Raw genomic sequence first — 21,456 nt, 5'->3', positions numbered from 1 at the left:
CAAGCCCTTGAGAGCGATTCAGACTCGAGCCGCAGGCCACTCTTCATGTGTGAAACCTCGTTCCGCTGCGTCTCATAATCGTTCATGGCTTGGTCGGTGGCGGTTGGCGCTTTGCGAGCTCGGTGGCGCGCTGAGGATCGTACTGCGGATTGGACCGGGGCATCCGCGCGCCGACCTCTTCTCTCCAAGTCTCGAGAGCTGTGTGGAGCTCTTGTCCCTTCTCTGTCATGTGGGCGGCACGATTGGTCTGCTCGCCTGGGTCCGCGCGGAGATTGTAGAGCTCAAGGGCGCCGTCTTCAAAAAACTCGATCAGCTTCCAGTCGCCGCGCCGAATTGCGCTGGCCGGCGTGCTGTGATGATAGTGGGGCAGGTGCCAGTACAGGGCGTCACGCGCGAGAGGGGTGGTGGGGGCCTGCAGCAACGAGGCGAAGCTGGTGCCGTCGAGGGGCTGGTTCTTCGGCCCGGTGAGATCCACGATTTCGAGGAGCGTGGGATACAGGTCGATCGTGGTCACGGGCGTATCGGAGTGGGTGGCGGCGGGGATGCGGCCCGTCCACCGCGCGATGGCCGGAACCCGGATCCCTCCCTCGTACAATGTCCCCTTCTCACCGCGCAGCGGCTGGTTCGAGGTCACGACGCGCCCACTCTGCTCGTGTTCTAGCCCACCATTGTCGGACAGAAAAAGGATCAGCGTCCGCTCGGCCAGACCGAGGCGATCAACCGTGTCGGCAATGCGGCCGACGCCCTGATCCAACTCCTCGAGGAGTCCCGCATACACGGGCAGACTGGGGTAGCCGGACATCGGCGGCTTGGCCTCGTACTTGGCCAGCAAATGCGGCGTCGTGGAAAGCGGGATATGCACCGCGAAGTGGGATACCTGCAGCAGGAAAGGCTGGTCTCGATTCGCCTCGATAAAGTCCAGTGCCTTGTCGGTGAGAAATTCCGCTGTGCGTTGCTCTCCGCCGCGCCCGGAAACCCGTGGCGGCGCCGTATTGCCCTGATGCTCCACAGCCGTCTCCCAACCCTGGTCCGCCGGCCCGTACCCGGGGCCGCCCAGATGCCACTTGCCGAAGTACCCCGTGGCGTAGCCGGTGCGGCGTAGCCGCTCGGCAAAGGTTTCCACCTCCAGCGGCAGATGCAGCGGGACAATCGGATCGATCAGTCTGGCATACGGGCGCCGGTGGCCCGGAATGTGCTGGGTGATGCCGAACCGCGCTTGATCCTGTCCTGACTGCAGATTCGCACGAGTCGGCGAGCAGACCGGTCCGGCATAGAACTGCGTGAAACGAACACCTTGCCGTGCCAGACGATCAATGTTCGGCGTTTCGTTGTACGTGTTCCCGTACGCTGCGAGGTCTGCCCAGCCGAGATCGTCGGCCAGGATAAGAATGACGTTCGGCCTCACGGCACGAACAGCCGCGGCCGACTGGTCACGCGCTGCGCCGAGCGGCGCCAGGGAAGCGGGCCTCGGGAGCAATAAGAGTAGCAACGCCGCAGCTAGTCGGGCTGCCATTGGCATGCCTCTCGAGCTCCTCATCCGTCCGTTCGCTTCGACGCCCATAATCATTCGCGGTCAGAATTCCACCTTGAGGCCGAGCTGCACCTCTCTGGGAGCCCCGGCCGAGCTGATCACGCCGAAGTTGGGCGATCCCAACGCCCGGCCCGGATTGTTGAAGTTTGGGTGGTTGAAGACGTTGAAAGCCTCGATACGGAACTGGACGTTGTAGTGCTGTCCCCAGCGATGGTTCTTGATCAGCGACACATCGAAGTTGGCCAGTCCTGGTCCGGTCAGCAGCGAGCGGCCGGCGTTGCCAAACGTGAGTTCCGGCGGCGCAACCACGGCCTCCGTATCGAAGTAGCGCTCGACAGTCCGCTCGGACGTGGGCAGACTCGGGTCCCGGAGGACGTTCACCCGCTGGGGCCCCGGCGTGAAACCGTTCGTCGTGTTCACCTGCGTCACCAGGCCTATCGGGTTGCCCGCCTGCAGTGTCATGATGAGCCCGACGTCCCAGCCTCCGAGCACGCTGGCCGCGATCCCTTCATTGAGCGTCGCCCGCCCTTTGCCGAACGGCAGCATGTACACCGAGCTCCACACCAGGCGGTGGCGAACGTCATTGCCGGAGAGGGCCTTCTCCGACGCGCGGTCAAAGAGGTTTTGCGGGCCGCCGCCGACCGAGCCCGCCTCGAACTGCGCGGGCACATCGTCGATGAACTTCGACCAGGTGTAGTTGGCCAGGAAGTTCAAGCCGTGCGAGAACCTCTTCTCGACCTTGATGTTCATGCCGTGATAACTGGAGGTCCCGTCCATGGGACTGACGCGGGTGACGTCGTTGAACTGAGGGAACGGGCGAAGCGCCTGCCGGTTGCCCGGGCCGAAGTTGTCCGGGGGCACCTGGTTGATGCTGATACTTGGGCCAGGGACATTGCGGCCCAGGTTGCCGAGGTAGCTGAGCTCGACCATCGTGCTGAAGCCGATCTCCCCCTGAATCGAGAGGTTGAACATGTGCGAGTACCCGAGCCGGCGGTCCTTGTCGATGAACTCGGGAGAGAACACCGGCGCTTCCCCCACCGGAACCGCTCCGAAACCGGGTCCCAACTCGAGCCGGGACGACGCCGGAAAACCGTCCCGCAACAGGAAGGGCGCGGTGATGCCGTTGTCGGGTGTCTGGAGGTCTCCCTCGATGCCGAAGCCGGCAGCCGTGTTGTTGGATCCCGGCAGCGGCGGGCCGTAAAAGATGCCATAGCCCGACCGGATCACCGCATTTCTGCTGCCGAATGGCCTCCAGGCGAGACCGATGCGGGGACCGATGTTGTTGTAGTCGCCATCATAGACAGTGCGGCCGAGGCCATCCCGCCCGGCGAACGTGACCACGCCCGGCGTGCCGGAGACCGGGTTGGTGGCCACGGGGTCAAATCCGTTTTGCCGGTCGTTGGCATCGACGCGCGGCGTATGGGCCTCCCACCGGATGCCCAGGTTCACCGTGAGAGTCGGGGTGACCTTCCAATCGTCCTGCACGAACAGCGCGAAGTAGTTCGCGCGCCGATCGAGGATGTCGAATTCCGCCACTCGGCCGCGGTGCACGTAGCCGAGCAGCAGGCTGGCAATCGCGTTGCCCGTATTAGCCTGTCCGGGCAATCCGGTGCCCTGTGGCTGGAACGTGAGGTTCCCAGAAATCGACTGCGCCAGCGCCTCCTGGTTTCGGGACAACCGGATTTCCCCTCCGAGCTTCAGCGCGTGCGACTTCCGGAACCAGGAGAACGTATTCACGATGTGCGTGTCAGTGATCGGCGCTTGCACACGCCCTTGGTTGTTGTTGCCCAGCGCCACGAAACCGGCCGCGTTCACCCGCGGGAAGGGAGAGCCGTTCACTCCGTTCAAGCCAAGTTGCGCCGGCCAGTTCCCGTCGGGTTCCAGCGGGTGAATCTGAAACCGCCGCGGCTGGTAATTCACCCGCAGATCGTTGAGCAGGGTTGGGGAGAAATTGTGCAGGTGGTTGAACAGGAAGCTGTAGGCCCGCCTGTCCGTTTCAACCCCGAACGGATCGGCCGCCGCCTGTGAGAAGACGGGTGTATTGTTGGTCGGAAAGTCATGGAGGATAAAGCGGAACGCGAACCGGTCCGTGTCGCTGAACGTGTGATCCACTTTTGCTGTCAGGGTGGAAAGATTCAGCGCGTTCGTGCGATTGCCGACAAAGTTGTTCGCGCCGGCCGGGTTGGTCGGCGCCTGGTTGGGCAGCGGATAGAACTCGACCAGCGTCGCGCCCACCGGATCGAAGCGGTCCTCCGGGATGACATTGTTGGGAAACGGATCGCGTATGATTCGGCTCGGGTCTTCCGGATCCTGGTGCGCGGTGAGCGGATCGTAGATCGCCGTCAGCGCGCCGGCGTTGTCCGTGGTCTGTGAGAAATCTCCCGAACGCTGGAGCTCGGTGGGGACGGTGAGGGTGTTGGTCACGCCAATCCGCTGCCGCTGCCACTCGTTGTGCACGAAGAAGAACGTGCGATTCCTGATGATGGGCCCTCCCATCGCCGCGCCGAACACGTTCCAGCGAAGGGGGGCTTTGTCGGCCGCGAAGAAGTTCCTGGCGTCCAGTGCGTCATTGCGGAGGAACTCGTAGAGGCCCCCGCGATACTCGTTGGTGCCCGACTTGGTCGAGATCGTGACGACACCCCCGGCGCTGTTGCCGAGCTCCGCGGAGTACGCGTTCTGCTGGACCCGCATCTCCTGAACGGCTTCCACCGGCGGGTTGAACAGGGCTTGCGGAATCTCCAACGCGATGTTGGAGGCATTGACGCCGTCGATCATCCACTGCTGCTGATCCCCGCGTCCGCCCGCCGCGGCCACGCGTGGGCGAAGCACGTCTTTGGATATGGTGATGGCGTTCCCCATCAGCGAGATCAACTCGCCAGCGCGGCGGGCGTTGAGCGGCATGTTGATTACCGTCTCGTTCTCGATGAACTGCCCCACGCTCGACGTCTCCGACTCGAGCAGTGGCGTGGTGGCACGAACCTCCACCGAATCGGTCACCTCGCCCAGCTCCAACGCCATGTCGAGCCGAATAACCCGCCCCAACTCCACGACCAGGCCGCTTCGCGTGAAGGCGCGGAAACTGGGGAGGCTTGCCGTCAACTGATACTCTCCTGGTTGGAGCAGCGGAATCGTATACTCGCCTTGCGCATTCGTCACGGTCGACCGCGAGACGCCGGTCGCCACGTTCGTCGCGACCACGTCGACACCCGGCAGGTGCGCGTGCGACGGGTCGGTAACCACCCCAGTAATCGTCCCGGTCGAACCCTGCCCAAACAGCGGCATCACGATCAAGAGAAGGCAGGTCGCCATGCTCCCGAGAAGTCGGACTCCCGCGAGAGCACACCCCGTGCGAACCTGAATGTCAGCGTTGGAGAACATAAAGGGCCCCCTCCGGACAAACGGACGCGCGTCAGCCCCCTCTGTGCCGGGATCGCGGATGTCTCCACGACAGATCCAACCGGCTGGAGGGCGAGGCATGCCATGCAGTGGATAGCTTCAGCTTCCTCGGCCCGTAGGGACAGACGCATGTACCGCTGAACAGCGAAAGAATGACCAATGCGTCATGACACCGTCAACAGCTTTTCGCTGAGCGCTTTCAGTTTGACTCTGCGAAATACTTCCATAGCCACCTGAATGGATGTAAGTGATACAGCGAGCGAGACTAAGCAAAGGCGCATCCTCTTGGACCGAGACGTATGACCAGCATGCGACATCCCGCGTTTCGAAACGGCGCTGTTCTGAGCAATGACGCCATCGAGCGTGAGCGTACGGACGTGGATCGTTGGGAAATCCGAATGTGTCGCCGTTTTGTATGGCAAAACGGCAGGAAGGCCCAGGCCCTGCGCACCCCATCGGCCGTGGAGAGCGTTTGCCGCGCTTGCGCTCGGCGAGCCCTCGAGTTATCGCCACTGAGTGGTTCATTGATGCATTTCGACACGTCAAACGAGCCCCTCCGAGCGTAAAACGCTTGATGCTCACGGGAAATCAGGTAATGTCTCGGTGCATCCACGGGGTTGAGAAGGGGCTGCCCCCAGCAAGAGGAACCCGCAGCGAGAGATCGCAGGTAGCGCAGGGGCCCCTGCTGTTGCGCCGCGGTCTTGGCTCTATGGCTACAGCGCGTCAGCCTAGCCAAGCGACGAAGAGCCTGGAAGAGCCAGGAAACGAGGGAACGCCATGAAACGGTCACGGTCGCCTTCAGAGCCGAAGCGTTCAATCTCTTCAACCGGGCCAATTTCAACCTGCCCGTGGCCAACACCGCGGATCCGAACTTCGGCCGCATCTTGAGCGCCAGGGCCCCGAGACAGGTGCAGTTCGGCCTGAAGGTCTTGTTTTGAAGGAGGAGGACGACGTGATGCACGGCGCGACGACGATCATTGGGGTCTTGCTTCTGGCTGCGTTGGCCAGAGCTGAGACCGCCTGGGCGCAGACCGCGGAGCAGGCGAGGCCCAACATTGTGCTGATCGTTTCCGATGACCAGGCGTGGACAGACTACGGTTTCATGGGGCATCCGATCGTTCAGACGCCGCGCCTCGATCGTCTGGCGGATCACAGTGCGGTCTTCCGCCGAGGCTATGTCGCGACGGCGCTGTGCCGGCCGTCGCTGGCGACACTGATCACGGGCGTGTACGCGCACCAGCACAAGATCAGCGGGAACGATCCCTCGCCTGCGCTCGCGCCGCCGGACTCGACCCGGTACGCGGAGTTGCGCGAGCAGATGATCAGTCACATCGATCGTTACCCGACCGTGCCGAAGCTGCTGGCCGAGCGGGGCTATCTGAGCTTCCAGTCGGGCAAGTGGTGGGAGGGATCGTATCAGCGCGGCGGCTTCACGCATGGCATGACTCGTGGGTTTCCCAAACCCGGCGGCCGCCACGGCGACGACGGATTGACGATCGGACGAGAGGGCATGGAACCGGTCTTCGAGTTTATCGACCATACGGTCGCCGAGAAGAGGCCCTTCTTCGTATGGTACGCCCCCTTTCTCCCACATACCCCCCACAACCCACCGGAGCGCCTCCTGGCGAAGTATCGCGACAAGGTCGATTCGCTGTTCGTCGCGAAGTACTACGCGATGTGCGAGTGGTTCGACGAGACCTCCGGCCAGTTGATCGACTATCTCGACGAGAAAGGGCTGACGGAGAACACGCTCTTTCTCTACGTGGCCGACAACGGCTGGATTCAGCGAGACGACGCCGGAGGCTATGCGTTACGTTCGAAGCAATCGCCGAACGAGGGAGGTGTGCGAACGCCGATCATGCTGAGCTGGAAAGGTGTGATCGATCCCCAGGAGCATGACACGCTGGTGAGCAGCGTTGATCTCGCGCCGACGATTCTGAGTGCAGCGGGTGCCGCGATTCCGAAGAACCTGCCCGGCATCGACCTGCTGCCGGTGGTGCGGGACGGGAAGAAGTTGGATCGCGACACGATCTTTGGCGAGGGGTTCGCCCATGATGTGGCGGATCTCGACAACCCGGAAGCGTCGCTGCTGTATCGCTGGGCGATCGAGGGCCGATGGAAGCTGATATTGACCTACGACGGGGCGCTCGGCCGCTACGCCAGCTCGCATCCCCGGACGGAGCGCCGACCGCAGCTGTACGACCTCACCGCGGACCCGCACGAGACGGACAACGTGGCCGCGCGGCATCCGGAGGTCGCCGAGCGCCTGGCGAAGAAGATCGCTCGATGGTGGCCGGTGACCGAGCGCCAGGTCCAGACCGCCTGGCCGCATTGATCGCTGGCACGGCGAAGGCCCCCACTGGCTCTTCGCTACGAAAGAACCTACCGTGGAACGTCGTTGATGGGGTAATGATCAACAGCCATGACGACCGCGGCTAGCGCAAGCGAACCGACGGATGTGAGCGATACGAGCACTAATCGGACGAGCATAGCGAATAACCACACTCCCTCGGCCATCGCGCCCGATGAACCCACCGGGCGAAAGGGCGCGTCTATCTGGCGCTGGCTCTCATCGGACGCGGTGCCTTGCTCGCGCTACCGGAGGGACAGGGTGGTGACGCCATCCGCTACGTGTGGGACGCGCGTGTCCAGCGTGCGGGGCTGGATCCCTACCGCGCTCGCCCAAACGACCCGGCGCTCAGCGGGCTCCACTCGGACCTGGTTTGGTATCTGCGATCGCTGGATGGATCGTGGATTGTGCCCGTGCCGTTGCTTACGCTCGAGTATGGCGCGGTCGCCGTCGCGGCGCTGTGGCTCGCGATGGGCCTCACGCGCAACCTGTATCCAGAGACGCGGGGGGGGGCGGCGCGCCGCAGACGCCGATCGCCGAGCCGCCTCCATTCACCTTGTCACCTTGTGACCCTGTCACCTGCGTCTTGCTGCGTGGGCCACCCATGGGCGCTGCGCGCGGGTGGCGGAGCGGTGAGGATCCCTCAGTCAGAAGGGCGGTGAGACTACGCGCAGCCGACCCATGATTTGACTACTTGGACCGGTCAGAGTAGTCTAGTCGCATGAGTCCATTGAATCCACCTGCGCGGGCCTGGAGGCTTCATCAGGCCAAGGCGCGCTTCAGCGAATTGTTCCGACTCGCGCGCGCGGGGGGGCCTCAACGCGTTGTTAAGCAGGGTGGTGAGGCGGTCGTGATCGTGCCGGCCGAGGAGTTCGACCGGCTCCGAGGACGAGCCGAGCAGCCTGAATCGCTCGTTGAGTTCTTCCACCAGGCGCCCACCGGCGGGCGGGCGCTCGACATCCAGCGCAAGCGTGACACCACACGGGACATCGAGTGGTAGCAGCGACGCTAGCGGGGGAACATCGAGCCGATGAACGCTCTGTCTCCAGAAGTGGCTACCTCCTCGACACGAGTGTGATCTCAGAGCTTATGAAGCGTCGGCCGAACCGAGGTGTCACGGCCTGGGTCGATGCCACAGCCGAGGAGCTCCTGCACCTAAGTGTCATCACCATCGGTGAGGTCCGGAAGGGCATCGACCTTCTTCCACACGACGATCCGAAGCGCGCCTCCCTCCAGAGCTGGCTCGATCGGGACGTGCGTCTCCGGTTCGCAGGGCGCTTATTGGCCTTCGATGATGCCGTGGCCGAGCGATGGGGCCAAGTCGAGGCGCTCGCGAAGCGACAGCGCGTCACCCTGCCGACAATCGACGCCCAACTCGCCGCCACCGCGCTGCATCACGGGCTCACGTTCGTCACGCGGAATACTGCGGACGTGGCCACAACCGGTGTGCCGGTCTTCAACCCGTGGAGCGGCTGAGAGTGAGTGAGCCGTAATCTCAGAGAGGTTCGTGGCGTCTCAGATCGGGGAACGGTCGGCACTGTGCCGTTCCGTCGCCGCTACCCATTCGCCCGGTGGCGGCGACCCCGTGATCGCAGCGACGACAAAGGTCGCGATCGGCAGAAAGGTCAGGGCCCCGCCCGCGCACCGCCGGGACCCTGATGGTCATCCGCTATTTGAGGTTTCCCAGGTCAGTCGTTCCGTCTGCATTTTTCACCAGCCGAATGATCCCAACGGACAACGCCCCGGCACCCGCAAACGCCTCGGCGCCGGCAGCGCCTAAGCTGCTACCACCGAGTTCAACGGCAGCCTGTGCCATCGCCTGGACTTCAACTTTCTGAACCCCCGGAACAACGTTCGCGCTCAGGAAATTGAAGTGGTGAGCGCCCAGCGTTTTCAGAATCAGTTGGAGCTCCTCAGGATCTACGCACGTGACCTCACCCGTGACGGGGTCGGCAGTGCAGTTCAGACCCGCGAACTTCGCCGCCAGCTTCTGGTACCTGTCGCAGTACGTAACACCGGGCCCGGGATCTAGAAGCGTGCCGGCAAGATCGGCCCCGTTGCTAGGCTGCGCATAAACGATGGTCCCGTCTGGCTGCGTGATCTTGACTCTGACCTTGATTCTCCCTTGGGCGGCAGCGGTATCTTGGTTCCCACCAACGCTCTTGACGGTAGTATCGGTGACAATCCCACACTGAAGCGAAACGCCGATCGCCAGCTCCTTGGCATTGGGTGTCTTGATGTGAGTTGTAAGGATGCTCACCCAACCCGTGCCGTTCGGACCGGGATCCTCCGTCTCGGCGACCGCATGGTCAAGCGCGACGATTTCTTCAAACCTCCACGCGGCCTGAGAAGCCTGGGCAAACGCCGATGTGGTCACGAAGATGACGAGACCTGCCCCTGCCAGTAGAGACGCTGTAAACTTCTTCATAGCCTTCCTCCCTGTGATGACGAGTTGGTCATGTGTTGCAACGGGCGCGAGTGCGGATCGAACGATAGCCGTGTGCTGAAACGAGGGTGTCACCGTCGCGTCAACTTCTCGTAACGATCGAGCGCAATGCATCATGTCCGCACGCATCGGAGCCCTCGCTGAAACCTTGAAAGGTTGAAGGACTCGGCAACCTCCACGCGCGCTGCAAGTGCGGACTGGCTAGTTGTTTCGAGGATTCGGACGCCCGCATCCGTATTGAGGCACGTCATGTCGTCGGTGGCCTCCCCGACGGAGGGGAGACTGCCGAACGAAGCATCGGGGTCAGCCACCAAGAATCGGTCAATCCACCAGTCAAGCAGGAGGGAGCCGTTGACGCCTTCGGCGTACGGTCCGAATGAGATTGAAGCGCGCTGCCGCCGCAAGTTGCGACCGGTAAGCATACCCAGTTCCTCCCAACGGGTCTGCAAACCCGCGCCCATCCATATCTGAGCTGAAGTGCAGTATTTTACGAGTCTCGGGCGACGCTGTCAAGGCGCGTATGGACAGGGGGTGCTTCACGGAAATGAGGGTCGTGACCACACTGAGCAACGTTGTTGACGCGAATGACACCTGATAGAATGAATAGTTCGCGACGACAACTAATGAGCTCCGGAGCTCGGAGGTGTATTGTGAAATGGCTGTCGCTTTTCCTTGCGCCCGTACGCACGCATCGCGCTGGTGGCCTTCCGCTGTTGCTGGTGCCATTTGTGTTGGCGGTCGCGGTCCTGCCCGCGTCGACGCAAGTGCTTTACGGCTCGCTCACTGGCACGGTCACGGATGCCACTGACCAGGCGGTGCCGGGCGCCGATGTCGAGGCGTTGAACGTCGGCACGGGCGTGGCGAAGCGGGTCACCACGGATCAGCGCGGTGGGTACTTCTTTGGTGACTTGCTGCCGGGTGCCTACCGGGTGACCGTCTCCCTGCAGGGCTTCACCACCGTTGTGCAGGAGGACGTGCGCATCGAGACCAACCGCGTCCAGCGCGTCGATGTCACGCTGGAGGTCGCCGAGGTGGCCGAAACGGTCGAAGTCTCAGGCACCAACGTGACGCTCCAGACCGATCGTGCCGACGTCAACGTGGTGCAAACGGCCAGGCAGGTGAACAACCTGCCGCTCCAAGGCAGCATGGGCCGGAATTACCAGGGCCTGATGGGCCTCGTGCCGGGCGTCACCTTGGTCGGCGAGATCAACTCCGTCGCGGGCAGCCCGCAACGCTCCATCTCGTTCAACGTCAACGGCGTCTCGAGGGTGCAGAACAACACGAAGATCGATGGCGCCAGCATCCAGTACCCATGGCTCCCCACTAACACGGCCTACGTGCCGTCGGCGGAGGCCATCGAATCGGTCAACATCGTGACCAATGCCTTCGGCGCCGAGCAGGGGATCGCAGGCGGCGCCGCCATCAACGTGAGCATCAAGTCGGGCACGAACGCGTACGCCGCCACCGGCTGGTGGAACCACACGAACAGCGCGACCAAAGCGCGCAACGTCTTTCTCACGACGCCAGACGTCCCCAAGGATCTCCTCAACCAGTTCGGCGCGAATCTGGGCGGCCCGATTCTGAAGAACAAGCTGTTCTTCTTCGGCAATTGGGAGACGACGACGCGGCGGCAGGCCTCGCCGGTCCGGCTCTCGAGCCTGCCGACCGAGGCGCTCCGCAACGGCGACTTCAGTGGGGTCGACACCGTCATCTACGACCCCGCCTCCGGCCCCGACCCGCGTCAGCGCGCGCCGTTTCCAAACAACCAGGTTCCGCGCGACAGAATCGACCTGGCCGCGCGAGAGCTCATCGCGCGCATGCCGGATCCCACGGGGCCCGGCCTCGTCGACAACTTTCAAGCAAGCGGCACGAACACGTTCGACCGCGACAACCTCGATTTCAAGGTGAGCCTCAACGCCAGCGACAGGTCCACCCTGTGGGGGCGCTACAGCCTGTCGCCGAGCGAGGTCTTCGATCCGCCGGCCCTGGGCGAGGCGGGCGGCGACGCGCTTGCCGGTGGCCAACAGGGCCTCTCGCCTGCCCGCACTCAAGTCGCGGGCGTTGGCGGCACCTATACCTTCGGTCCGACGCTCGTGTTCGACGGCAACGTGGGATACACGCGCCAGCGACTGGGCGCCGAGAACGTGGACATCGACACCAACTTCGGATTGGATGTCTTCGGCATTCCCGGCACGAATGGTCCGGACCGGCTGCAGGGTGGCATGCCGGCGTTCCGCATCAACAACTGGGCCAGTCTCGGGAACCCAAATCCGAGCAACCCGTTTCTGTTTCGCGATAACCAGTACGTGGCGACGGCCAACCTGAGTTGGTTGACGGGCGCGCACGCCTTCCGCATGGGATGGGACTATCAGAATCAGCAACTCAATCACTTTCAGCCCCAGGCGCGAGGCCTGTCACCCCGTGGCACCTTCGGCTTCAACGGCAACGCCACGGCGCGGCAGGGGGGCGCTGCGGCCGATCGGTTCAACAGTTGGGCCGACTTCCTGCTCGGCTTGCCCATGCGCGCCGGCAAGACCGACCAGCTGTCGAATCCGAGCGCGGTCTACATGCAGGTGCACGCGCTCTACGCGCAGGACCAGTGGCAAGTGGCGCGCAATCTCACCCTGACCTATGGTCTGCGATGGGAACAGTATCTCTGGCCCAGCCGCGACAACGACATCGGCGTGTCACGCTTCGACCCCGCGACGGGCAACGTCCTCATCGGCGGTCTCGGCGATGTGCCGAAGGACACGGGTGCGGATGTGGGGACCGGCAAGCTCCTGCCGCGCGTGGGTGTGGCGTATCGCGCCAGCGAGAAGACCGTCGTCCGCGCGGGCTACGGCCTGTCGGCCGACGGCACCTCGTTCAAAGACTTTCGCGACGCGTTTCCTGCGGTGCTGTCGTTCGAACACCCCACCATCCAATTGAACGGCGTCGACAATGAGTTCATCCCGGTGACCACGCTCAGGGACGGGCTCGACGTCGAGCGCTTTGGCCAACCACCTGATATCGGCTCCGGGGTGATCCCGCTGCCGACTGGTGTGGGGACGCTCACGTGGCCGCAAGAGGTCGAGCGCGAGCACACCCACTCGTTCAACGTCACCATCCAGCATGAGGTGACGCGATCGCTGACGGCACAGGTCGGCTATGTCGGCACGCGCATCACGGGGCAGATGGGCCGCATCAACCTGAACGCCGCGCCGCCGGGCGCAGGCGATCAGGGACGGCCGCTGGCGCAGTTTGGCATTGTGGATGACATCGTCTCCATTCAACCGTTCGCAGACGCGTTCTACGACGCCCTGCAGTCGCAGCTCACGTACCGGAAGGGGGGCTCGCTGGTGGGCGTGTCCTATACGTGGTCGAAAGCCATCAACTTGCTAAGCGATGGAGAAAATGCTGGCGGTGCGCGCATCCAAGCGCCGGGCGAGATTGACCGTAATAGAGGCCGCGCGTCGTTCGACCGAACGCACAACCTACAGGTCCACTGGGTGTTGGACGCTCCGTTCGGGCGCGGTCAGGCGTGGTTGCAAGAGGGACTCGGGAGCGTGCTGCTCGGCGGGTGGCAGCTCAACGGCGTGCTGACTGCGATGAGCGGGACCCCGTTCTCTATCGTGCAAGGCACGGCGCCGCAGCTCCTCGCGGGCGGCAGCGGACAGGTCCCCGACCAGGTCAAGCCGGAGGTCGAGATCTTCGACAACAACCAGAAGGGCGTGCCGCCGCCTGGCGCCGACCCCGCGCAGTTCCAGTACTTCGACACGTCGGCGTTCGCCCCCGTCGACGAAGCGCGCTTCGGCGACGTGGGCAGAAACACGATTCGCGGGCCGGGATTCTTCAACCTGGATCTCGGCCTGTTCCGGACGATCTCCCTGCCCTTCGGTATCCAGATGCAGCTCCGCGCGGAGGCTTTGAACGTGCTGAACCATCCCAACTTCGCCAATCCCGGCGGCAACGTGTCCGATGCGGGGACGTTCGGCTTTATTCGTTCAACCAGGGGTGTGGGAGAGCGCAACTTCCGTTTCGGCGTGCGTCTGCAGTACTGAGTTGCGTGTCTTGGGGATAGAACGGCAGCGGGAGCGGGCCTCGCCCGCGGAGGTTGGCCAGCAGTGCGTCACGTATCACACGGCCTGCCTTGCGGAGCGCCGGATCCCCAGAGTGGAGCGGCTCGAGCGTGATCGAGACGTCGGGCTCGAAGTGCGCGCCGTCCGTGACTGCTCAGCCACGACAGCATGGATGAGGGCGCTCGTGGTTTATAGACGGCGAGAGCCCCAGAAAATCAAAGCCGCACAGATGAAGCACAACAGCCACTGGCTGAGGACGAGGAAGTCTTTGGCGGGGCGCCTCAGCACGATCAAAGGGACTAGCCATGCCACACCCCACAAGGCATAAAACGCCGACGTTGCCAAGGCCACGGTTTTCCGTGCGGGAACGTACTCGGTCGCCCAAACGCAACTAGTACTAGTGTCCCGTAACAGTGATTCGTCACATAAGTCCCGGGGGCATCCCGGCTGGCGGCGTTGCTCGTCGGTCAAATACGGCCTGTATGCTCCCTCCGCTTCTCCGCGTTCCCTGCCTCCGATCGCCGGGCATTGCGTCGGTTTGCCAATGGCATCTTCTGCGGCGACGACACCTGGGGGTGGGCGTCGGCGCGTGAGTACCTCGAGGCCGCGGCACACAGCCAGACCGTCACGTCCGGGGCGACTCGCTTCTCCGTGTCGCCCTGCTTGTAATACACGAACAGGTCGGAGCCGACGTAGACCCTCCGTTTGCGGTGCCGCCATTCCATCGGGCTGCGAGTGCGGACGGTCTGTCTCCAGTGGACGTCGGTCTCGGTCATCGGCTAGGAGGTCCGCTTATGCAGTTCTCTCGTCGTGAGTTCATCCATGCGTCAGCCGCCGGGATCGCCGCGGCGCCGTTCGCCAGGATCTCCGCCGCCGTTGCGAATGAGGATTCGCCCGCCGATCTGCGCCTCGCGCCGTTTCGTTTCGACGTTTCTCCCCCGATCGGCCATCCCTGCTGCGGGGGCTGGATCAAGCCCGTCGAAGGCTACGACGATCCGCTGGAAGCGATCGGGTTCGTCCTGCTTGGCGCCGGCCGGCCGATCGTGATCTGCGCCGTCGACTGGACCGGCATCCTCAACAAGGCGCATCTGGAATGGCGGACGGCGCTGGCCGAAGCCGCCGGCGCGCCCCCCGAGCGCGTCGCCGTGCAGTGCGTCCATCAGCACAACGCCCCCTTCGCCTGTCTCGAAGCCGAGCGGATCACGCAGGAGCAGGGGGATCTGCCGCACATCGTGGATGTCGATTTCTTCCGCCGCTGTCTCTACGCGGGACGTAAGGCGATCGCCGCCGCGCTGCCCCGCGCCCGGCGCGTCACTCACGTAGCGCATGGCCAGGCGAAAGTTGTGCAGGTCGCTTCCAACCGCCGGATTCTCGACCCCGACGGCAAGGTCCGCGCGATGCGCGGCAGCAGCTCCACAAATCCCGAGTTCCGCGCGCTCCCCGAGGGATTGATCGACCCCTTCCTCAAGACCATCGCTTTTTACGATCGCGACAAGAAGCTCGCCGCCTGCCACTACTACGCTTGCCATCCCATGAGCTACTACGGCGACGGCCGCGTGAGCGCCGATTTCTGCGGTCTCGCCCGCCGACGCCGGCAAGAGGACGAGCCGGACTGCACGCACCTTTACTTCAACGGCTGCGGCGGCAACATCGGGGCCGGGAAGTACAACGACGGCTCCAAGGAGATGCGACCGGTGCTTGTAGAGCGAATGTACAAGGGGATCGTCGAGTCGGAAGCGGACCTGAAGCCCGAGCCGATCGAGTCCGTCCGCTGGGTCACGCACGACATCCTCCCGCCGACTGACGAACGCTGGGACGCCGCGCGTATTCTGCGGCAAATCGCGGACAAGTCCCAAATCGTCGTCAACCGCAACCGGCCTGCATACACGGTGGCGTGGATCCGGCGGCACGAACGGAAGCTGCCGATCGTGCTCAGCGCGCTGCACGTCAACGATGTTTCGCTACTGCACCTGCCCGCGGAGTGCTTCGTCGAGTATCAGCTTGCGGCCCAGCGGACGGCTCCCGGGCGGTTCGTGGTATGCGCGGCGTACGGTGACGGAGGGCCGTGGTATATCCCGACGAAAGGAGCGTATCCGCAGGGAGGGTACGAAGTGAGCGTGGCGTGGTGCGCGCCGCAGGTCGACGGCATCCTCTCGGACGGGATGCGCCGCTTGCTCTCGATCACCTCCGATCAAGATCCGTGATTGAGAACACCGCGTCCACGGCGAGATCGGTTGTGGCGCGTCGAAGCGGCAGGCGCGCTCCGTGCGCTTCGTAGTATGCTGCGCTCGGCAGGGCGGCCTGCGCTGGGGCTGGGGTGACGGGTCGCGTGAATCCGATAACGGACGATATGTAAACTGAGGAGGCGGGTGGGAGGTGAGCATGACAGGGCCGTCATGCTATCGTCTCGGTGTATATAAATGCTCATGGGATCCTCCGTCGGCCGCTTGCGCGCGCTTGCTGCCTTCGGCGTGCTCGCGTGCGGTGCGGCGCTTGCCGCACAGGGCACGTCCACTCGAGGCGCCGCTGAGCCACAGCGGCCCCCGCTCGCGTATGAGACGTCGGCCTACGAGCTCGACCCCTTCATCCCGCAAGACGACCGGCCGTGGACTCGCACTGATCTGCAACGCGTGCTCGCTGAGCGCACGGCACGGGAAAAACAGCGCCGCGAGTTGAACGTTTATTACTACCGGATCGGTCATACGCTTGCCTTTCCGCTGCCGGTGGCAACGCGTCCGACGCCGGAGGAGCTGCCCGCCGGCATCAGCACGATTACGTATCCGTGGTTGACCTGGTTGGCGTGGGATCTCGAGGAGCGCTGGCGCATTCTGCACGCGGCATGGCGCGGGAACAACGACCTCGAGGCAGGGCGCCTCCTCCAGCACGAGCTCGCCGCGCTGGCGGGATGGGATCGATTTTACGAGATGACCAATCAGGCGGGGCTCGTGACCGCTCACCTGGCAGCGAGCCTGTCACTCGCGCTGGCGGACTCGAGCCGCTGGGACCCCGCCCTCCTGCGAGAGGCCCGCGCCGCGGCCGAGGCGTTGATCGAGCGCGACGTCTGGCCCTGGTTCGAGGAGCAGTGGAGCGCGAAGGTGGATGCTCCCGCGCGCCTGCACAATATTCCGGTCATCACGCTCGCGCGCAGCGCTCAGCTCGCGCGCATCATCGGCAGCGCGCGGACCAATGCCTTGGAAGGGAAAATGACCGAAGTGCTCACCGCCTGGGGCCGGTTTCGCACGGGCAAGGAATATCACACCGAAGGCACGAGCTATGACGGGTATTTGATGGACAGCGTGACCGAGTGGCTGGCGGGACTGCCGGGCGTCCGCGACATATTGGAGAAGCATCGCGATGCGTTCCGCAGCGTCGCGGACGAGTGGATTGATCTCACGCTGCCGGGCCGGCCCGACCTCCATGCACCGCTGGGCGATGTCGAGCCCGAGATGCCGTTTTGGAGCAGCGCGCTGCTGCGGCTCGCGCGCTGGTATGAGTGGCGCGATGCGGCCTGGCTTCTCGCGCATGTGCCCGCCGTGCGGCTGCCTGCGGCCGCGCTCGTCGCGGCGCGCGGCGACTTCCGCTTTTTCGAGCAAGCGTCCGCCTCGCGGCGGCCGGTCGCTGCCCCGCATGAGCACCCGCACGCCGTCACGCTTCGAACCGGTTGGGCCAGTGGCGACGCTGCCGCGTCCGTGAGTCTGACACGCAACGCGATGCGCCATCTGCACGCCGATGGCGGCCATGTCATCCTCGGCTGGCAGAATCGCTTCTGGATTACCGATCCTGGCTATCAGCAATATCGGCCGGGCGCGGAACGGGACTACACCTTGGGAATCTGGGCGCACAACAGCCCCGTGATCGACGGCGAGGCGCAGAAGCCGCGCGCCGCCCGACTGCGTGTCTTGGAAACGGACAGGCGTGGGTGGCAGCATGTGGGCATTGACTTGAGCGCCTGTTATGAGGGCTTGCCCGCAGGCGCTGTCGTTCGGCGCGACGTGTGGCTCATGAGCGGCGAGGCGCCGGCGATGGTTGTGCGCGACACCTTCCGCTCACTGAAGAAGGATGCCGAAGTCGGCACGAGTTGGACGGGCGGCGCGTATCTCGCGTGGGCGTTCGTCGGCGGTTGGGCTCGATTGAGCGACGGCGAGCATGCGCTCTGGGTAGGCACGTCGCCAGGCGGCCTAGAGGCATCTCAATTGGTCCGTCACGCCGGCAGCCGCGGACCGCTGACGCTGACGCCCAGGGCTCGCCTGCCCGAGGGGAGCGGCGTCCGCTGGTGGATCTTTTGGCGCGGCGGGGTTGCGGGGTGGACGCCGCCGGTCACCAGGATGGAAGGTGAGACATTGCTCCTAGCGGGTCCCGCGGACCGTGCTGCCACCAAGTGGATCCGTCTCGAGTAGAAGGGGACTGGTGACACTGAACCAACGTTCGTGCCTCCTCAGGGTGCTGCGCGTGCGGCGGAAAACCGCGGCCAGCACGAGGCCATCGGGGCCCCAGCGAAGTGGCACAAGGGTTGTGCCGAACGGTCCAGACCTGTGGTGTTGACCATCGAAGCTTGTCCGGGCTATATCTAGTCCAGACAAGGGTAACCGCCGATGCCGTCTTTCGAAGCACCGCCGCTCCTAGACATCTCCTAAGGGAGATGTCTAGGTTCCGTTGGTCCGCGAGCGTCGTATATGCGGTTGAGAATATCGACGGCTCTCGAACGCAGGTGCGCACGCGTTCGAGGTCAGGATCCGGAGACGAGGGCGGCTGCGGGTGTGGCGGTACGGCGGCCGCGTCTGTGCAGCATGGCGCCGAACGCCACCAGCAGCACGCCGATCGCGAGGTCGCTCAGGCGTGCCGCCTGCGATCGCGCGAGCAGCCCCGCGAGCACGAGCAGCATCCCGACGGCCATGGTCGACCGCCCGAGAATGGGCATCGCCGTGTTGCTGGTCGCTCCGGGCACTTCGTGCGCCGCGATCGGACGATCCAGCGCGTCGAAGAACGCAGCCGCCCGCTCGCTCTCCGCGTTGTCGCGCGGTCCGAGCATCGTGCCGATTACGAGTCCGATCACCGTCACCGCGGCATTCACCAGCAGCGAGAGCCCTTCGAATGCGTACGTCGTGGTCAGCGACGCCCCACCCGGCAGGGACGGCAGCCACCAGGTCTTGGCCGCCAACATCACGAACCCCGTGATCAACCCCAGGCAAAAACCGAGGAGGGCGCCGTGCGCGGTCAAGCGACGCGATGCCAAACCCGCCAGCAGCGGCAGGAACGTCGGCGCCATGAACAGTCCCAGAAGCGTCACCATCGTGTTGAAGAGCGCCTGCTGGCCGAGCGCGGCAATCCACAGCGCAAGCCCGATCGTGACCAGGCCCAGCGCGAGCGTCGCCCAGCGTCCGACCTGCAGGAGCTGCCGGTCGGACGCGCCGGGCCGAAGCAGCCGCTGATAGACGTCCTTCGTGAGGACGCTGGCAATCGCATTGAAGTCCGCGCTGACGACGGCCATGGTGGCCGAGAACATCGCCGCCACGATGATGCCGACCATGCCAACCGGCAGCAAGGTGAGCACGAGCAGGATGTAGACGTCGGCCGTCCGCTGCTCGGCGAGTAGGTCGGGCAAGAGGTGGCGTCCGACGAGCGCGGGCAGGATCATCAGCGGGGCACCCACGAAGTTCAGCGCCGCGGCGCAATACGCGGCCTTGGCTGCCTCCGTTTCGTCCCGCACCGAATAGTACTTCTGCGCGAGCGACCAGCTCGCGTTGTAGCTGATCGTCATGAGCACGACGAAGCCCGCGATGTAGATCATCCCGTAGGGGCCGCCTGTCGGCGCGAAGAACCCCTGCGGAAGGCCTGCGAACGCACGCGCGGCGCCTCCCGCCTGCACGATCGCCAGCGGGAGCAGCAGCAGGATCGCGAGCGTCTTCATCAGAAACTGCACGTAATCCGTCACCACGAGCGCCCAGAGCCCACCGAGGAACGTGTACGCCACCATGACGAGGCCGCAGACGGCGATCATCCATTCCAGATCGACACCCGTCGACGCCGACACGAACAGCCCCGTCGCGAACACCTTCAGCGCATCGTCGAGCACCTTCATCGGAATTCCCGACCACGCGAACAGCTGCCGCACGAAGCTGTTGAACCGGGCCTCGAGGAACTGGATCGGGGTGATGATCCGCGCGCGGCGCCACCGTCGCGCGAAGAACAGCGCTCCTGCGAGGCAGCCGGGAATCGTCGCCCAGAACAGCGTTACCGACACCCAGCCGTACATGTAGCCCATCTGCGCGTACGCGACGAACGAGAACGCGCTGAAGCTCGACATGTAGTGCGAGATACCCGCCAGCCACCACGGCACACGATGGCCGCCGGCGAAGTAGTCTTTCGGCGCGTCGAGCCGCGACCGGAAGTAGAACCCGATCCACAGGACAATGACGAAGTATCCCGCAATGACCACATAATCCGGCATCGAGAGCTGCGCGCGCGTCATCGCCCCTCACTCCACGAAGATTCGCCGATCCAGCGTGTGGCGCTCCAGCGACCGCTCGTCCACGGTGAAGCCGAGGCCCGGCCCCGACGGCACATGCAGATAGCCGCGTTCGAGCTGGAGCGCTGGCGCGAGGAGGTCATCCACGTACCAGCGCGCGCTCGGCTCGACGTCGGTTGGAAAGCGGCATGCCGGATGAGATGCCAGGACCAGCGCCTGGGCGGCGCCGACGCCCAGCTCCGGCATGGTGCCCATCCAGACGGGAACGCCGCTCTCGGCGCATGCCTCCATGATCCGCAGCGCGTCGAGAAAGCCGCCCACGCGCTGCAGCTTGACATTGACGATCCGGCAGCTGCGCAGAGCGATCGCGCGCGCGGCCGCTTCGACACTGTCCACGCTTTCATCGAGACAGATCGGTGTGCGCACGATGCGCTGGAGCGCCGCGGACGTCTCGAGGTCGCGCTTGCCGAAGGGTTGCTCGAACATCACCAGGCCCGAGCGATCGAGTGCCTCGAAGACGGGGAAGTCGTCGCGTGCGTAATCCCCGTTTGCGTCGACGGACAGGGGCATGCCGGGCCACCAGTCCTGCACGGCCTGGGCGAGCGCGATGTCGTCGCCGCGCGTGATCTTGATCTTCAGCCGCAGGTAGTCGCGCGGCCGGTACCGCTCGAGCGCGGCGCGCAGCCCGCTCAGATCGTCGTAGAGCCCGACCGCGAGGCCAGAGGGCACGGCACGGTCCGGCAGGCCGAACAGAGCACGCAGCGACTGCCCGCGGGCACGCGCCGCTAGCTCCCATGCCGCGGTCTCGACGGCGACACGCACGAATGGGGTCGTCGCGCGCTCCCGGAGGAAGCCATCGAGCGCGGCGAGATCGGTGAACGTCCGTCCAGCGAGCGCCGGCAGCAGCGTGGCCGTCAGCTCGTGCCAGCAGCCGTCGGGCGTCTCCGACGAGTAGAACCCGCCCGGCATCGCCGACGATTCTCCCCAGCCGAGCGACTCGCCGTCGCGTATGCACACGATGACCGCCTCCTTCGAGGCCACCGTCCCGGAGCTGATCCGGAAGGGCTCGTGCATGGCGATCTCGACACGCGACGCTTCGAGGCGCGCGAGCCGGATGGGGCCGGTGCGGCGCGCGAGCTCATCGACCGCGAACATGGTTACGCAGAGTATAACCGCGTTTGATTATTCCGCAACGAGATTCGATCTCGT

General features: G+C 64.6%; 13 protein-coding genes. 8 read left to right on the top strand and 5 right to left on the bottom strand.

Annotation, left to right across the window (positions count from 1 at the left end; genetic code table 11):
* Window positions 1-82 precede the first annotated feature (82 nt).
* Both GEV06_14295 and GEV06_14290 read right to left on the bottom strand, forming a co-directional pair.
* Entirely contained in the window at window positions 83-1,567 is a 1,485-nt protein-coding gene (locus GEV06_14295; protein MPZ19065.1) for a sulfatase-like hydrolase/transferase, read from the bottom strand.
* Window positions 1,568-1,573: 6 nt separating this feature from the next.
* On the bottom strand, window positions 1,574-5,008 hold the full coding sequence (locus GEV06_14290) for a hypothetical protein (GenBank protein ID MPZ19064.1): 3,435 nt from the start codon (window positions 5,006-5,008) through the stop codon (window positions 1,574-1,576).
* Between the two features lie 620 nt (window positions 5,009-5,628).
* On the opposite strand from GEV06_14290, the gene GEV06_14285 reads away from it, so the two are divergent.
* The 5 genes from GEV06_14285 (at window position 5,629) to GEV06_14265 (ending at window position 8,753) form a co-directional block, all read left to right on the top strand.
* Window positions 5,629-5,865: a hypothetical protein gene (locus GEV06_14285; GenBank protein MPZ19063.1), complete on the top strand. Its 237-nt coding sequence runs from the start codon at window positions 5,629-5,631 to the stop codon at window positions 5,863-5,865.
* Window positions 5,866-5,882: 17 nt separating this feature from the next.
* Entirely contained in the window at window positions 5,883-7,262 is a 1,380-nt protein-coding gene (locus tag GEV06_14280) for a sulfatase-like hydrolase/transferase (protein ID MPZ19062.1), read from the top strand.
* Between the two features lie 251 nt (window positions 7,263-7,513).
* Window positions 7,514-7,939, top strand: coding sequence for a hypothetical protein (locus tag GEV06_14275; protein MPZ19061.1), 426 nt, complete (start codon window positions 7,514-7,516; stop codon window positions 7,937-7,939).
* 59 nt (window positions 7,940-7,998) lie between these two features.
* The gene (locus tag GEV06_14270) at window positions 7,999-8,277 is read left to right on the top strand and encodes a type II toxin-antitoxin system prevent-host-death family antitoxin (GenBank protein MPZ19060.1); all 279 of its coding nucleotides are present in this window, start codon (window positions 7,999-8,001) and stop codon (window positions 8,275-8,277) included.
* Between the two features lie 89 nt (window positions 8,278-8,366).
* A complete protein-coding gene (locus GEV06_14265; GenBank protein MPZ19059.1) occupies window positions 8,367-8,753 on the top strand; it encodes a PIN domain-containing protein in 387 nt (128 codons plus the stop codon).
* A gap of 193 nt (window positions 8,754-8,946) precedes the next feature.
* On the opposite strand, the gene GEV06_14260 is transcribed toward GEV06_14265, so the two are convergent.
* Window positions 8,947-9,705, bottom strand: coding sequence for a hypothetical protein (locus tag GEV06_14260; GenBank protein MPZ19058.1), 759 nt, complete (start codon window positions 9,703-9,705; stop codon window positions 8,947-8,949).
* A gap of 602 nt (window positions 9,706-10,307) precedes the next feature.
* Here GEV06_14260 and GEV06_14255 point away from each other — a divergent pair.
* The 3 genes from GEV06_14255 (at window position 10,308) to GEV06_14245 (ending at window position 18,178) form a co-directional block, all read left to right on the top strand.
* A complete protein-coding gene (locus GEV06_14255) occupies window positions 10,308-13,763 on the top strand; it encodes a hypothetical protein (GenBank protein ID MPZ19057.1) in 3,456 nt (1,151 codons plus the stop codon).
* Between the two features lie 881 nt (window positions 13,764-14,644).
* Window positions 14,645-15,985 carry a hypothetical protein gene (locus GEV06_14250; protein ID MPZ19056.1) on the top strand — a complete coding sequence of 447 codons (1,341 nt, stop codon included), beginning with the start codon at window positions 14,645-14,647 and terminating at the stop codon, window positions 15,983-15,985.
* A gap of 216 nt (window positions 15,986-16,201) precedes the next feature.
* Window positions 16,202-18,178: a hypothetical protein gene (locus GEV06_14245; GenBank protein MPZ19055.1), complete on the top strand. Its 1,977-nt coding sequence runs from the start codon at window positions 16,202-16,204 to the stop codon at window positions 18,176-18,178.
* A gap of 329 nt (window positions 18,179-18,507) precedes the next feature.
* Here the strand turns inward: GEV06_14245 and GEV06_14240 are convergent, their stop codons facing one another.
* Together GEV06_14240 and menC are read right to left on the bottom strand one after the other, a co-directional pair.
* Window positions 18,508-20,250: a hypothetical protein gene (locus tag GEV06_14240; protein ID MPZ19054.1), complete on the bottom strand. Its 1,743-nt coding sequence runs from the start codon at window positions 20,248-20,250 to the stop codon at window positions 18,508-18,510.
* Between the two features lie 6 nt (window positions 20,251-20,256).
* Window positions 20,257-21,402, bottom strand: coding sequence for an o-succinylbenzoate synthase (menC, locus tag GEV06_14235; protein ID MPZ19053.1), 1,146 nt, complete (start codon window positions 21,400-21,402; stop codon window positions 20,257-20,259).
* Window positions 21,403-21,456: the final 54 nt, after the last annotated feature.

The organism is Luteitalea sp., assembly GCA_009377605.1.
Lineage (GTDB): Bacteria > Acidobacteriota > Vicinamibacteria > Vicinamibacterales > Vicinamibacteraceae > WHTT01.
This window is presented reverse-complemented; position numbering and strand designations above follow the sequence as displayed.

What these genes read in the sequence shown, in the direction of transcription:
- GEV06_14295 (MPZ19065.1), bottom strand. Translation starts at nt 1,567, where the DNA reads ATGATTATGGGCGTCGAAGCGAACGGACGGATGAGGAGCTCGAGAGGC.
- GEV06_14290 (MPZ19064.1), bottom strand. Translation starts at nt 5,008, where the DNA reads ATGCCTCGCCCTCCAGCCGGTTGGATCTGTCGTGGAGACATCCGCGAT.
- GEV06_14280 (MPZ19062.1), top strand. Translation starts at nt 5,883, where the DNA reads ATGCACGGCGCGACGACGATCATTGGGGTCTTGCTTCTGGCTGCGTTG.
- GEV06_14270 (MPZ19060.1), top strand. Translation starts at nt 7,999, where the DNA reads ATGAGTCCATTGAATCCACCTGCGCGGGCCTGGAGGCTTCATCAGGCC.
- GEV06_14265 (MPZ19059.1), top strand. Translation starts at nt 8,367, where the DNA reads ATGAAGCGTCGGCCGAACCGAGGTGTCACGGCCTGGGTCGATGCCACA.
- GEV06_14260 (MPZ19058.1), bottom strand. Translation starts at nt 9,705, where the DNA reads ATGAAGAAGTTTACAGCGTCTCTACTGGCAGGGGCAGGTCTCGTCATC.
- GEV06_14255 (MPZ19057.1), top strand. Translation starts at nt 10,308, where the DNA reads ATGACACCTGATAGAATGAATAGTTCGCGACGACAACTAATGAGCTCC.
- GEV06_14245 (MPZ19055.1), top strand. Translation starts at nt 16,202, where the DNA reads ATGCTCATGGGATCCTCCGTCGGCCGCTTGCGCGCGCTTGCTGCCTTC.
- GEV06_14240 (MPZ19054.1), bottom strand. Translation starts at nt 20,250, where the DNA reads ATGACGCGCGCGCAGCTCTCGATGCCGGATTATGTGGTCATTGCGGGA.
- menC (MPZ19053.1), bottom strand. Translation starts at nt 21,402, where the DNA reads ATGTTCGCGGTCGATGAGCTCGCGCGCCGCACCGGCCCCATCCGGCTC.